The 15,155-nt window shown below is 60.9% G+C and carries 3 protein-coding genes; all 3 read left to right on the forward strand.

Annotated elements, in window-relative coordinates; translation table 11 throughout:
* Positions 1 to 1,677 (forward strand): amino acid adenylation domain-containing protein (locus SB765_RS27710; RefSeq protein WP_410932253.1); only part of this gene is annotated, 1,677 nt, incomplete at its 5' end.
* Between the two features lie 296 nt (positions 1,678 to 1,973).
* Entirely contained in the window at positions 1,974 to 5,327 is a 3,354-nt protein-coding gene (locus SB765_RS27715) for an amino acid adenylation domain-containing protein (RefSeq protein WP_341796514.1), read from the forward strand.
* Between the two features lie 22 nt (positions 5,328 to 5,349).
* On the forward strand, positions 5,350 to 15,155 hold a 9,806-nt coding region (locus SB765_RS27720; protein WP_410932254.1), incomplete at its 3' end, for an amino acid adenylation domain-containing protein.

Here is a 15,155-nt window from a genome sequence, read left to right on the forward strand (position 1 = left end):
GCCATGGAGCGCAGCCTGGAGATGGTCATTGGCTTGCTGGGGATTGTGAAGGCAGGCGGCGCCTACGTGCCGCTGGACCCGGAGTACCCACAGGACCGCCTGGCCTACATGTTTGAAGACAGCGGTATCGCCTTGCTGCTGACCCAGTCGCATCTGCGTGACAACCTGCCGATTCCGGCCGGCCTGCGCAGCCTGGACCTGGATGTCGAAGACCTCAGCGGCTTCAGCGATGCCAACCCGGCCGTCGATGTGGCGCCGCTGAACCTCGCCTACGTGATCTACACCTCCGGCTCCACCGGCCGCCCGAAAGGTGCCGGCAACAGTCACCAGGCCCTGGTCAACCGCCTGTGGTGGATGCAGAAGGCCTACGGCCTGGACGCCAGCGACAGCGTGCTGCAGAAAACCCCGTTCAGCTTCGACGTGTCGGTGTGGGAATTCTTCTGGCCGTTGATGACCGGCGCGCGCTTGGTGGTGGCCCAGCCAGGGGCGCACCGCGACCCGCAACTGCTGGTCGACACCATCAACCACCATGGCATCAGCACCCTGCACTTCGTACCGTCGATGCTGCAGGCGTTCATGACCCACGAAGCGGTCGAAAGCTGCACCACCCTCAAGCGCGTGGTGTGCAGCGGTGAAGCACTGCCGGCCGAGCTGGCGCGTCAAACCCTGCAACGGCTGCCGGCTGCGGGCCTGTACAACCTGTACGGTCCGACCGAAGCGGCCATCGATGTGACCCACTGGACCTGCCAGCCGGACGAAAGCATCAGCGTGCCGATTGGCCAGCCGATCGACAACCTCAAGACGCATATCCTCGAAGGTAGCCTGCAACCGGCCGTGCGTGGCAGTGCGGGCGAGCTGTACCTGGGCGGGGTCGGCCTGGCTCGCGGCTACCACCAGCGCCCATCGCTGACCGCCGAACGCTTCGTGCCGGACCCCTTCAGTGATAACGGCGGGCGCTTGTACCGCACCGGCGACCTGGCGCGCTACCGCGCCGACGGCGTGATCGACTACGCCGGTCGTATCGACCATCAGGTGAAGATCCGCGGTTTGCGGATTGAGCTCGGCGAGATCGAAGCGCGCCTGCTGGAACTGCCGAGCGTGCAGGAAGCGGTGGTGCTGGCGCAGGACGGACCGAGCGGCAAGCAGTTGGTGGGCTATGTGGTGCCTGTCGACAACACGCAAGATGAAAGCGCGCTGCGCGACAGCCTGCGTGAGGCGCTCAAGGCCGGTTTGCCGGATTACATGGTGCCGGCTCACTTGTTGCTGCTCGACAAGCTGCCAGTGACACCGAACGGCAAACTGGACCGCAAGGCCCTGCCGCAGCCGGATGCCAGCCAGTTACAAGGCGAGTACATCGCACCGCAGAGTGAGCTGGAACAGCAGATTGCGGCGATCTGGGCGGATGTGCTGAAGCTGGAAAAGGTCGGGCTGAACGACAACTTCTTTGAGCTGGGTGGGCACTCCTTGTTAGCCACCTCGGTAATTGTGCGCATCCAGGAGCAAGCGGGTGTAGCGGCCGAACTGAAAGAACTCTTCGAGTTCCCGGTGCTGGCCGACTTCAGCCGCCGGCTCGAGGGCAAGGCGCCAATTGTCGATACCACCCAGGACCAGCTGGCCAGGTCCCTGGCGCTGCTGGATAGCCTGAGCATGGAAGAACTCGATGAACTGATTTCCTGAGCCTTCTGCCTTGTGGCAGCAATGGTCTTGCATAAGCTCTGCAAGCTGGCGCCATCACTGTGGGAGCGGGCTTGTCCCGCGAACACCGGCGAAGCCGGTGCCATGCACTGCGTGGCCCCCTTCGCGGGACAAGCCCGCTCCTACAGTGGACACTCCTGCAGGCCTGGAGCAGCCTCCAGTCTCATGCGTACAGATGCCGCGCGATACCTGCCACGAATTTCCGGCTAAATCCATGCCACCACTCAACCGTCTAACTACGGAGGAAATTGATGAGCTGATTTCTTAGGAGATTCCCTGTGCAAGAGCTGCTCGATACAGTCGTATCGTTGTCCACCCAAAAACGTAAGGCGTTGGCAGCCTTGCTCAAGAAACAAGGCGTGAACCTGTACGGTGTTACGCCAATCCTCCCGAGGCCCCCTGAAGAACCGGCGTTGCTTTCCTATGCCCAGCAACGCCTGTGGATTCTGTCGCAGCTGGGCGAGGTCAGCAGCGCGTACAACCTTTCGTCCGTCTTGCGTTTCAAAGGCCATCTGGACATCCAGGCCCTGCAGCGCAGTTTCGAGACCTTGATCGAACGCCATGAAACGCTGCGTACCACTTTCCAGCTGGAGGGGGATCGGGCGGTTCAGGTAATCCACCCTCGCATCCCTTTCGAACTGGCTATTGAAGTGCTGGAGCAGGCTGACGACAACCATCTGCGTCAGCGTGTCGAGGCCGAAGCGCACTTGCCTTTCGACCTGCAGCAGGGCCCGCTGCTGCGTGTGCACCTGCTGCGTCTGGCGGCGGACGAGCATGTGCTGGTGTTGACCCTGCACCACATTGTCTCCGACGGCTGGTCGATGCCGGTGATGGTCAACGAGCTGGTGCAGCTCTACCACGGCCACAGCCAGGGCCAGGCGCTGGAACTGCCGGCACTGCCGGTGCAGTACGCCGATTACGCCACCTGGCAGCGCAACTGGATGGAGGCCGGCGAACAAGAGAAGCAACTGGCTTACTGGACTGCCCAGTTGGGTGATGAGCAGCCTGTGCTGGAACTGCCTGTTGACCGCCCGCGCCCTGCCGTCAGCAGCTATCAGGGAGCGCGTGTCACGGTTGCGCTGGATAACGGCTTGGCTGCGGCGCTTAAACAACTGGCCCAGCAGCAGGGCGTGACACCGTTCATGTTGTTGCTGGCCAGCTTCCAGGCACTGCTGCACCGCTACAGCGGGCAGCCCGACATCCGTGTAGGCGTGCCGGTCGCCAACCGCAACCGGGTCGAGACCGAGCGCCTGATCGGCTTTTTCGTCAACACCCAGGTGTTGCGCGCCGAATTCGATCTGACGATGACCTTCAGCCAGTTGTTGCAGCAGGTAAAGCAGTGCGCACTGGATGCCCAGGCCCATCAGGACCTGCCGTTCGAGCAGCTGGTCGAAGCCTTGCAAGTCGAGCGCAACCTGGGCCACAGCCCGCTGTTCCAGGTGATGTACAACCACCAGGCCAAGGCAAAGGGCGAGCGCTACAGCTTGCATGGGCTGGAGATGGAAGAGCTGGCCTGGGACAGTCATACGGCCAAGTTCGATCTGACCCTGGATACGTTCGAGCACGAGCAGGGTATTGGCGCGGCATTGACTTATGCGACGGATCTGTTCGATGCCACAACCATCGAGGGCATGGCCCGGCATTGGTTGAACCTGTTGCAGGGAATCGTGCGTGATCCCGGGCAGCGAGTGGTCGACTTGCCGATGATGGCTGAGCATGAGCGAATGCAGGTCATTCATGACTGGAATCGCACCCATACAAGCTTCCCCGGCGAGCGCACACTGCACCAGCTGATCGAAGCGCAGGTCCAGCGCTCTCCGGATGCCATCGCCCTGAGCTGTGGCGGCCAGACACTCAGCTACGGCGAACTGAACCGCCGGGCCAACCGCCTGGCGCATCGCCTGCGTGAGTCGGGCGTGGGCCCGGACGTGCTGGTGGGGCTGGCCGTGGAGCGTAGCCTGGAGATGGTGGTCGGCCTGCTGGGCATCCTCAAGGCAGGCGGTGCTTACGTGCCGTTGGACCCTGAATCCCCGCAGGATCGCCTGGCCTATCTGTTCGAAGACAGCGGCATTGCCCTGTTGCTGACCCAAACCCATTTGCGCGCTGCCTTGCCTGCGCCAGCGGGTATCCAGTGCCTGGCGCTGGACGAGCAGGCCCTGGCCGGCTACAGCGACGCCAACCCGGATGTGTCGGTGTCGCCGCAGAACCTGGCCTACGTGATCTACACCTCCGGCTCCACCGGCAAGCCCAAGGGCGCGTTGCTGGCGCACCATAACGTGGTGCGCCTGTTCGCGGCCACACAAGGCTGGTTCGGCTTCGATGCCAGCGACGTGTGGACGGTGTTCCATTCCTACGCCTTCGACTTCTCGGTATGGGAGTTGTATGGCGCCCTGCTGTATGGCGGCAAGGCGATCATCGTGCCGAAGGATGTGGCGCGCTCCTCGCAGGACTTCCATGCCTTGCTGGTAGACGAGCAAGTCACGGTATTGAACCAGACCCCTTCGGCGTTCCAGCAACTGATCCCGGTTGCCTGCGAAGCCGCGCAGGCTGGCCGGAAACTGGCCCTGCGCTATGTGGTGTTTGGGGGTGAGGCGCTGGATGTGAGCAGCCTCAAGCCGTGGTTCGAGGTGTTCGGCGATGGCCTGCCACGGTTGATCAACATGTATGGCATCACCGAGACCACGGTGCATGTGACCTATCGACCGATTGGCCTGGATGACCTGAAGAAGGTCGGCAGCAGCCCGATTGGCGAGGTGATTCCCGACCTCAGCTGGTACCTGCTGGACGGCGCGCTGAACCCGATCGTACCGGGCAGCCACGGTGAGCTGATGATTGGCCAGGACGGCCTGGCTCGCGGCTACCATGGCCGCCCGGCGCTGACCGCCGAGCGTTTCGTGCCGAACCCGTTCGACGGGCAGGGCGGGCGGCTTTATCGCTCGGGAGACCTGGCCCGTTACGCGGGTGATGGTGTGATCGAGTACCTGGGGCGTATCGACCACCAGGTGAAGATTCGTGGCTTCCGTATCGAGCTGGGCGAGATCGAGGCGCGCTTGCATGAGCAAGACGACGTGCGGCAGTGCGTGGTGCTGGCTCAGGATGGCCCGAGCGGCAAGCAACTGGTGGCCTACGTGGTGCCCGCCGACAGTGCGGTGGTCGGCAACCCTGAAGCGCAAGTGGCCTTGCGCGAAACGCTGCGTGAAGGGCTCAAGGCCAGCCTGCCGGACTACATGGTGCCGGCCTACGTGCTGTTCCTGGCCGAGCTGCCGCTGACCGGCAACGGCAAGCTGGACCGCAAGGCGCTGCCACAGCCGGATGCCGGCCTGCTGCAGGGCGAATACGTGGCCCCACAGAGCGCGCTCGAGCAGCAGATCGCGGCGATCTGGGCCGATGTGCTGAAGCTGGAAAGGGTTGGCCTGAACGACAACTTCTTTGAACTGGGTGGGCACTCGTTGCTGGCCACCCAGGTGATGGCGCGCCTGCAGATGGAGCTGGGCGTCAATCTGCCGCTCGGCCTGTTGTTCCAGGCCGCAGATCTGCAGACCTACGCAGCCATGATCAGTGGCCTGAATACCAATACCGATGCTGACCTGGATGACCTCCAGGACTTCATGAGCGAGCTTGAGGCAGTTTGAGATGCAAACAGATAACCGAAACATGGAACTGGTACAGCGCTTTATCGGGCTGCCTTCGGCGCAGCGCAAGCTGTTTCTGGAGAAACTTGCATCAAAAGGCATGAGCCTGGCTCAGCTCCCAATTCCGCAGACACGTCAGAACGCAGAATGGTTGCCGCTTTCCTATGCTCAGCAGCGGCAATGGTTTCTCTGGCAATTGGAGCCGCAAAGTTCGGCCTACAACATCCCAGCGGCCCTGAGGTTCAGCGGCGAGCTGGACATCGCCGCTTTGCAGCGCAGCTTCGAGGTCCTGATCGGCCGCCATGAAATCCTGCGTACCACGTTCAGCCTGGAAGATGAGCAAGCGGTACAGGTTGTTCACGCAAGCTTGAAGTTCGAACTTGCCGTGGAATCTGTGGCGTCCCAGGAGCCGGGCATCTTGCAAGCTTGCCTGGAAGCTGAGGCCCGGCAACACTTCGATCTGCAGCATGGGCCGCTGTTGCGTGCCAAGCTGTTGAAACTCGCTCCCCAAGAGCACGTACTGGTGCTCACGTTGCACCATATCGTTGCAGACGGCTGGTCGATGCCGGTGATGGTCGAAGACCTGCTTCGGCTTTACGAGGGGGCCAGCCAAGGGCATGACATCCAGCTGCCCCCGCTGCCCATTCAGTACGCCGACTACGCCATCTGGCAACGAGCGTGGATGGAGGCCGGTGAAAAGGACCGGCAACTGGAGTACTGGCAAGCTCAACTGGGCGACGAACAGCCTGTGCTGGAGCTGCCGACAGACCGTCCTCGTCCGGCCCTCCATAGCCAGCAAGGCGCGCGGCTGGAAATCCCACTGCCTGCCGAGCTTACCTCCTCGCTCAAACGGTTGGCGCAGCAGCAAGGTGTTACACCCTTCATGTTGCTGCTGGCCAGCTTCCAGACGTTGCTGCATCGCTATTCGGGGCAGTCGGATATACGCGTGGGTGTACCCATCGCCAACCGCAACCGTGTGGAGACGGAGCGTTTGGCAGGCTTCTTCGTCAATACCCAAGTATTGCGTGCCGAGTTTGGGTTGAACATCACCTTTGCCGAACTGCTGGAGCAGGTCAGGCAGCGTGCCCTCGGTGCCCAAGCGCATCAGGACCTGCCGTTCGAGCAACTGGTCGAGGCGTTGCAGCCTGAGCGGAGCCTAAGCCTGAGCCCGTTGTTCCAGGTGATGTACAACCACCAGTCGCAAACCCGCCAAGACACCGCTCGCACCCTTCCCGGGCTGGTGATGGAGGAACTGGCCTGGGGCAGCCATATCGCCAAGTTTGATCTGGCACTGGACACCTTTGATCATGAGTCTGGCATCAGCGCAGCATTGACCTACGCAACCGACCTGTTCGATGCACCTACCATCGAACGCATGGCCGCACACTGGGTGAACCTCCTTGCCAGTATCGTGACGCAACCGAACCAGCCTGTGGCGGGCCTGTCGATGCTTGACGGCCAGGAACTGCAACGCGTCCTTCGTGACTGGAACAGCACGCAGGCGGATTATCACGCCGATCAATGCATGCACCAGTTGTTCGAGACCCAGGCAAAGGCAACGCCTGACGCACCGGCATTGCTTTTCGCTGAGCAGGAGCTGAGCTATGCACAGCTTAACGAGCGTGCCAACCAGCTGGCGCACAGGCTCCGGCAGCAAGGCGTAGGTCCGGATGTGCTGGTAGGTATCGCCATGGAGCGTACCCCGGACATGGTCGTTGGCCTGTTGGCCATTCTCAAGGCCGGCGGCGCCTACGTGCCGCTTGACCCGGAATATCCGCAGGACCGCATTGAATACATGCTCGAGGACAGCCAGTCGATATTGCTGTTGTCCCAATCGCACCTGCTTGCGCGCATGCCCGAGGAGTTTCATGCCAGGACGTTGTTGCTTGACCAGTTGTCCTTGGCGTCCTACCCCACCACTGACCCGGTTTGCATCACACAGCCGGGCAACCTGGCGTACAGCATCTACACCTCAGGTTCCACGGGTAAGCCCAAGGGCGTGCTGATCGAGCACCGCAACGTTACTGCGCTGATCGGCTGGGCACATGGTGTTTACAGCCAGCAGGATCTGTGCGGTGTGCTTGCTTCCACGTCGATCTGCTTCGACCTGTCGGTATGGGAGCTGTTTGTCACGTTGTCGGCTGGCGGCTATGTGGTTCTGGCGGCCAACGCCCTGGAGTTGCCTCATCTGGCAGCCAAAGAGCGTGTGCAACTGATCAATACCGTGCCGTCAGCGATCAAGATGCTGCACGAGACCGGAGGCTTGCCGGCTACCGTGCGCACTATCAACCTGGCCGGGGAAGCCTTGAAGCAGTCGTTGGTCGACGACCTGTACGCCACCGGGCATGTTCAGCAGGTGTATGACCTTTACGGCCCTTCGGAAGACACTACGTATTCAACCTTCACGCTTCGTGCAGCCCATGGCAAAGCCAATATTGGCCGACCCATCGCCAACAGTTCGGTCTATCTGCTGAGTGATGCTGTTGCGCCAGTGCCGGTGGGCGTGAACGGTGAACTTTACATGGCCGGGGCAGGCTTGGCGCGTGGCTATCTGGGGCGTCCGGGGCTGACTGCCGAACGTTTCATTCCAGACCCGTTCGACGAGCAGGGTGGCGGCCGCATGTACCGTACCGGCGACCTGGCCCGTTATCAGGCGGGTGGCTTGATTGAATATGTCGGCCGTATCGATCATCAGGTGAAAATCCGCGGTTTCCGTATCGAGCTGGGTGAGATCGAGGCGCGGCTACAGGCCCATGAGACTGTACGCGAAGCGGTCCTGCTGGCGCAGGATGGCCCGTCTGGCAAGCAACTAGTGGGTTATGTCGTGCCGGTTGATGAAGCGCTGACGGGCACGCCCGCGCAACAATCGTCGCTGCGTGATGCATTGCGTTCCCGGCTCAAGCAAAACCTGCCGGAGTACATGGTACCGGCACAGTTGCTGTTCCTTGCCAAACTGCCATTGACCCCTAACGGCAAACTGGATCGCAAGGCGCTACCGCAGCCCGATGTCAGCCATTTCCAGGCCAGCCATGTAGCGCCCCGTTCGGAGCTGGAACGTGAAATTGCAGCGGTATGGGCCAGCGTGCTGAAGCTTGAAAAAGTGGGTATTACCGATAACTTCTTCGAGCTGGGCGGCGATTCGATCATTTCCTTGCAGGTGGTCAGCCGGGCGCGGCAGGCTGGCGTCCAGTTCACGCCCAAGCAGCTGTTCCAGTACCAGACAGTGCAGGGCTTGGCATCGGTTGCCCGGCTTGCTGACAACCTGGCTATCGATCAGGGCGTTGTCACGGGCTCCATGCCCCTGACGCCGGTGCAGCACTGGTTCTTCGATCAGGCGATTACCCGACCACATCACTTCAATCAGTCTGTACTGTTGGCACCCAGTGAACAGATTGATGCCCAGCGGCTGAGTGCAGCGTTGGGCTGCGTGTTACAGCACCATGATGCCCTGCGCCTGGGTTTCGATCAGGTAGCAGGGCAATGGCAAGGCACCTTCTTGGACGTGGATGCCCATGATGTTCTGTGGGATCGTTCAGTCGACGATATTGAGGCGCTTTCGCGCCTGGCTGATGAAGCTCAGGCCAGCTTTACCCTTTGCGGCCCGTTGTTGAGGGCAGTGCTCGTAACGCTTGCCGACGGCGCCCAGCGACTGTTGCTGGTTGTCCATCATCTGGTGGTGGATGGTGTGTCATGGCGCGTGTTGCTGGAGGATCTGCAAGGGGCATACCAGTTTCTTGCAGCAGGCCAGCCGGTAGCCTTGCCGGCCAAGACCAGCTCCTTCAAAGCGTGGGCCGAGCAGGTGCAACGCTACGGCAAGAGTGATGATCTGGCGCAAGAATTGGCCTATTGGCAGGATCACCTGTGTGATGCAGACGATGCCTTGCCTGTTGACAATCCGCAGGGCGGCAATCTCCAACGGGATGCTGCTTATGCCAGCTCCCACCTGGATGCGCAGTGGACTCACAAACTCTTGCATGAGGCCCCGGCTGCCTACCGCACCCAGATCAATGATTTGCTGCTGACGGCCCTCGCCCGTGTCATTTCTCGCTGGACCGGGCGTTCTCAGGTGCTGGTGCGGCTTGAGGGCCATGGCAGGGAAGATGTTTTCGATCAGATTGACCTGACGCGGACCGTGGGGTGGTTTACTAGTATCTACCCGGTGAAACTGGACTTGCAGCCGCAACTCGACAGCACGATCAAGACCATCAAGGAGCAGTTGCGCGCGGTGCCTGACAAGGGCATTGGCTATGGTCTGCTGCGTTACATGGGAAGCGATGAAAGCCAGGACATCCTTGCGCAGTTGCCAAAGGGCGAAATCGTCTTCAACTACCTGGGTCAATTCGATGGCAGTTTCGCAGATGAAAATACCTTGTTCCGACCTGCCAGGGAGTATGGTGGGGCGAATCAAAGCGAAGACGCCGCCTTGGGTAGCCTGTTGGCACTCAATGGTCAAGTTTACGCTGGCGAACTGAAAATGGGCTGGACGTTCAGCCGCGAACTGTTTGACGAGTCGACCATACAGCGTCTGGCGCAAGAATATGTCGAGGAACTCAAGCAACTGATCAGCTACTGCTGTGATGCAAGGCATCATGGCATGACGCCGTCCGATTTCCCGCTGGCTGCACTCAACCAGGCGCAGCTGGACAGCTTGCCGATCGATGCCGCCCAGGTGGCTGATATCTACCCCCTGTCGCCGATGCAGCAGGGCATGTTGTTCCACACGCTTTATGAGCAAAATGCTGGTAACTACATCAACCAGCTGCGCGTAGATGTGGAAGGCCTGCAGGTCGAGCCGTTCAAGCAAGCCTGGCAGGCCGCCTTGCAGGCGCACGGTATTCTGCGCACTGGCTTTATCTGGGAAGGCGATCTTGACCAGGCAGTACAGGTGGTGTGCCGTAGCGTTGCGCTACCTTTCGAAGAGCATGACTGGCGCGGGCAGCCTGCGCGCGAGCACGCGCTACAGGCATTGGCCGAGGGAGAGCGGCAGCGAGGCTTCCCCTTGGATGCAGCACCGTTGTTGCGGCTGGTGCTGGTGCGTACCGGCGCCGATCAGTACCACTTCATCTATACCCACCATCATATTCTGATGGATGGCTGGAGTACTTCGCGCCTGCTGGGCGAAGTGCTCCAGCGTTACACCGGCAATTGGCGGGCTAGCAGTACCACGCATTACCGCGATTACATCGGCTGGTTGCAACGCCAGGATGGCAATGCTGCCGAGACCTTCTGGAAAGGCCAGTTGGCCAACCTGCAACAACCTACACGCCTGGCTCAGGCTGTGCGTTTGCCCGTAGACGGTCGACCATCAGGCCACGCTGCGCTGCATGACATTTTTGACCGGGAGCAGACCGCTCGAATCGAAGCGTTCGCCCGCACCAATCGAGTCACCGTGAACACCTTGGTGCAATCGGCCTGGATGCTCTTGCTACAACGCTATACCGGCCAGGACACCGTTTGTTTCGGTGCCACGGTGGCCGGGCGCCCGGCTGACCTGCCAGGCGTCGAAGAGCAGATTGGGCTGTTCATCAACACGTTGCCAGTTGTTGGCTCGCCGCGCAGCGAACAGACGGTCGGGCAATGGATCAACCAGGTTCAAGCAAACAACCTGGCCATGCGCGAACTGGAGCACACACCGCTTTATGAGATCCAGCGCTGGGCCGGCGCTGGGGGGGAAGCGCTGTTCGACAACATCCTGGTGTTCGAGAACTATCCCGTTTCCGAAGCCCTGCAACAGGGGGCGCCCAGCGGCCTTCGTTTTGGCGAGGTAGACAATGTCGAGCAAACCAACTACCCGTTGAGCGTGGCAGTAGGGCTGGGCAACGTACTTTCCATCCGCTACACCTATGATCGTGCGTTGTGGAATGAAATTGCCATTCAAGGTGTTGCCGGGCATCTGCGTAATGTACTTCAGGCGTTGGTCGAGGATGCGAACAGGCCGGTGAGTGAGTTGCCGCTGCTTGATGAACAGCAGCAGCGCCTGGTAGTCGAGCAATGGAACCGTTGCCAGCCAACCGCCACGGACGGGCTCAGCGTCAGTGCCTTGATCGAGGCGCAGGTGGCACGGACTCCACAGGCACAAGCTGTGCGCTTTGCCGATGAATCGCTCACTTATCAGGGGTTGAACGACCGGGCCAATCAGTTGGCCCATGAGCTACGTGCGCTGGGCGTTGGCCCTGATGTGCTGGTGGGCATCGCCATGGAGCGAGGCCTGGACCTGGTCGTGGGCTTGCTGGCGATTCTGAAGGCCGGGGGCGCTTATGTGCCTATGGACCCGGAATACCCGCGTGAGCGCCTGACCTACATGCTTGAAGACAGCGGCGTGCATTTGCTGCTGACCAACCACGCCTGCCAGGCGAAACTGCCGGTGCCCGATCAGGTTGAATGCGTGTTGGTCGACCATGGCGCGCTTCGCATGGCTGAGGCCCCTGGCAATCTGCCAAACGTGACCGAACCCGGCAACCTTGCCTACATGATCTATACATCAGGGTCCACGGGTAGGCCGAAAGGTGCTGGTATTGATCAGCAGGCACTTTGCTCCCGCTTGTTATGGATGCAAGCGGCCTATGCGCTTGGGGAAGACGACGTGGTGCTGCAAAAGACCTCGTTCAGCTTTGATGTATCGGTGTGGGAGCTGTTGTGGCCGCTGACCTGTGGTGCCAGGTTGCTGTTGTCCCGTCAGGGTGATCAACGTGATCCGGCGTTGTTGATCGAGCTGATTCGTACCCATGGCGTGACCACCCTGCACTTTATTCCTTCCATGCTCAGAAACTTCCTGGAGGCCGAGGGGCTGGCCCAGTGCCACAGCCTCAAACGCCTGTTTTCAGGCGGGGAGGCGTTGTCCAGTGACTTGCTGAACAAGGCCCTTGAGTGCCTGCCGCATGTGCAGATCTACAACCGCTATGGGCCGGTGGAGGCAACCATCAACGCGACTCACAGCCAGGCTTTGAGTGCAAGAAATGGCGATGTCGAGATCGGTAATGCGCTTCCTGATACACGCATTCTGATTCTTGACGCAGGGTTGCAGCCTGTACCTGTTGGTGTCTGCGGTGAGCTCTATATTGGTGGCAAGGCGCTGGCGCGGGGCTACCATCGCAAGGCGCTGCTCAGCGCCGAACGTTTTGTTCCCGATCCGTTCGCACAGCACAGCGGTGACCGGCTTTATCGTACGGGTGACTTGGCCCGCTATCGCGTCGACGGTGCAGTGGAGTATGTGGGCCGGATCGACCATCAGGTGAAGATCCGAGGTTTCCGGATCGAACTCGGTGAAATCGAGGCATGCTTGCAGGAGCATGCAAGCGTTCTCCACGCCGTGGTGGTGGCGCAACCTGGCCCGCAGGGCCATCAACTGGTTGGCTATGTAGTGCCTGCCCCCTCGGCCGGGCCTGAGATCGATGACGGGCAGTTGGCAGAGCTGCGCGATGCGCTTCGTAGCATCCTCAAAGCGAGCCTGCCTGACTACATGGTTCCAACGCACCTGATGTTTTTGCAGCAACTGCCGCTTTCTCCAAATGGCAAGTTGGACCGCAAGGCGCTGCCGCAGCCCGACGCCAGCCTTCTGCAGGCAGATTACGTGGCGCCGCAATCGCAGCTGGAGAAACAGCTCGCTGCCATCTGGGCGGATGTCTTGAAGCTCGAAAAGGTGGGGCTGACAGACAACTTCTTCGAGCTGGGCGGGGATTCGATCATCTCGCTTCAGGTCGTCAGCCGTGCCCGCCTGGCGGGCGTGCAATTCACACCCAAGGAGTTGTTCGAGCATCAAACCGTGCAGGCGCTGGCAGCGGTAGCCCGGCGTTCGACGGGCCTGGTTATAGACCAGGGGCCGGTAACCGGAAGCATGCCCTTGACGCCGGTACAACGGCGATTCTTTGCGGTAGAGATACCTGCGCGGCACCACTGGAACCAGTCGGTGCTTTTGCGTCCGGGCGCGCCTCTGGATATGTCCACCCTCACCACTGCCCTGCAAGCCTTGCTCGACCATCACGATGCGTTGCGTTTGCGCTTTGAGTGTACCGAGGGCGACTGGTCGGCACACTTTGCTCCCCAGCAGGCGCAGGCGGTCATTTGGCAACGCGCTCTTGAAAGTGTCGAACAGCTCCATGCGCTCGCCAACGAGGCGCAGCGAAGTTTGAGCCTGGAGCATGGGCCGATGTTGCGCGTGTTGCTGGTGACGTTGCCCGATGCCAGCCAACGGCTGTTGTTGGCCATCCACCATCTGGTGGTGGATGGCGTGTCCTGGCGAGTACTGCTTGAAGACTTGCAGCAGGCTTACCAGGCAGTCAACGCCGGGCAGCCTGTGAAACTGCCAGCCAAGACAAGCGCCTTCAAGGCTTGGTCGCAGCGCCTGCATGCGTATGCGGGTAGTGCTGAACTGCAACGTGAAATGGCCTACTGGCAAGCCAGCTTGCAAGGCATCGGAAGTGCCCCATTACCAGTGGATCATGCCGCGGGCCGCAACCTGGCCAAATATGCCACTTCGGTGGCGACCCAGCTCGACCCGACATATACCCGCCAGCTGTTGCAGGAAGCCCCTGCGGCTTACCGCACGCAGATCAACGACCTGCTGCTGACTGCATTGGCCCGGGTTGTTGCCCGCTGGATCGGGCAACCTGAGGTGGTCATCCGGCTGGAAGGGCATGGGCGCGAAGACCTGTTCGACGACATCGATGTAACCCGAACGGTCGGGTGGTTCACCAGCATTTACCCGGTGAAGTTGAAGCCCATCACGCAAATGGCTGCCTCGATCAAGGCTGTCAAGGAACAACTCCGGGCTGTGCCAGACAAGGGCGTAGGTTATGGCGTACTCCGTTACCTTGGGGGGGAGGAACAGCAGCGTGCGCTGGAGCTGTTGCCTCAAGGAGATATCGTTTTCAACTACCTCGGGCAGTTCGATGGCAGCTTTGCAGATGAGGCGGCATTCCTGGTTCCGGCAACCGAGCGATGTGGTGAAGGCCAGGATGAAAACACGCCTCTGAGCAGCCTCCTGGCCATCAATGGCCAGGTTTATGCTGGTGAGCTGAAGCTGAGCTGGACCTTCAGCCGGGAAGTGTTCGAGGAGTCGACGGTTCAATACCTGGCCGATGAACTCGCCCAGGAACTCAAGGCTGTGATTACTCATTGTTGTAAGGCGGAGCATCATGGTGTTACACCTTCGGACTTCCCGCTGGCCGGGCTGACCCAGGCACAACTGGACAGCCTGCCGCTGCCTGCCGCCGAGATCGCCGATGTCTATCCGTTGGCGCCGATGCAGCAAGGCATGCTCTTCCACACGTTGTTTGACCAACAGGCCGGCAACTACATCAACCAGCTGCGCGTGGACGTGCACGGGCTGGATGTGCAGCGCTTCAAGCAGGCCTGGCAGGCCACTTTCGATGCCCACGACATCCTGCGTACCGGCTTCCTCATGCAGGGCGAGCTGGACCAGGCGGTGCAGGTGGTACGCAAGACGGTCGAGCTGCCATTCAGCGAGCACGACTGGCGCGGCCAACCGGCGCTGGAGCAGGCCTTGCAGGCGTTGGCCGAAGGCGAGCGCCAGCGCGGCTTTGACCTGGCCGCAGCGCCATTGCTGCGCCTGGTACTGGTACGCACGGGCGATGACAGCCACCAGCTGATCTACACCAACCACCATATCCTCATGGACGGCTGGAGCACCTCGCGCTTGCTGGGTGAAGTGCTGCAACGCTATGCCGGGGTGGTGCCACAAGCGCAGGCCACTCATTACCGTGACTACATAGCCTGGCTGCAAGGCCAGGATGCCGCCGTGGCAGAAGCCTTCTGGAAGGCCCAGCTGGCTTCCCTCGATGAGCCGACCCGTTTGGCTCAGGCCATCGC

It is taken from the genome of Pseudomonas sp. SIMBA_067 (assembly GCF_046534675.1).
GTDB lineage: Bacteria > Pseudomonadota > Gammaproteobacteria > Pseudomonadales > Pseudomonadaceae > Aquipseudomonas > Aquipseudomonas putida.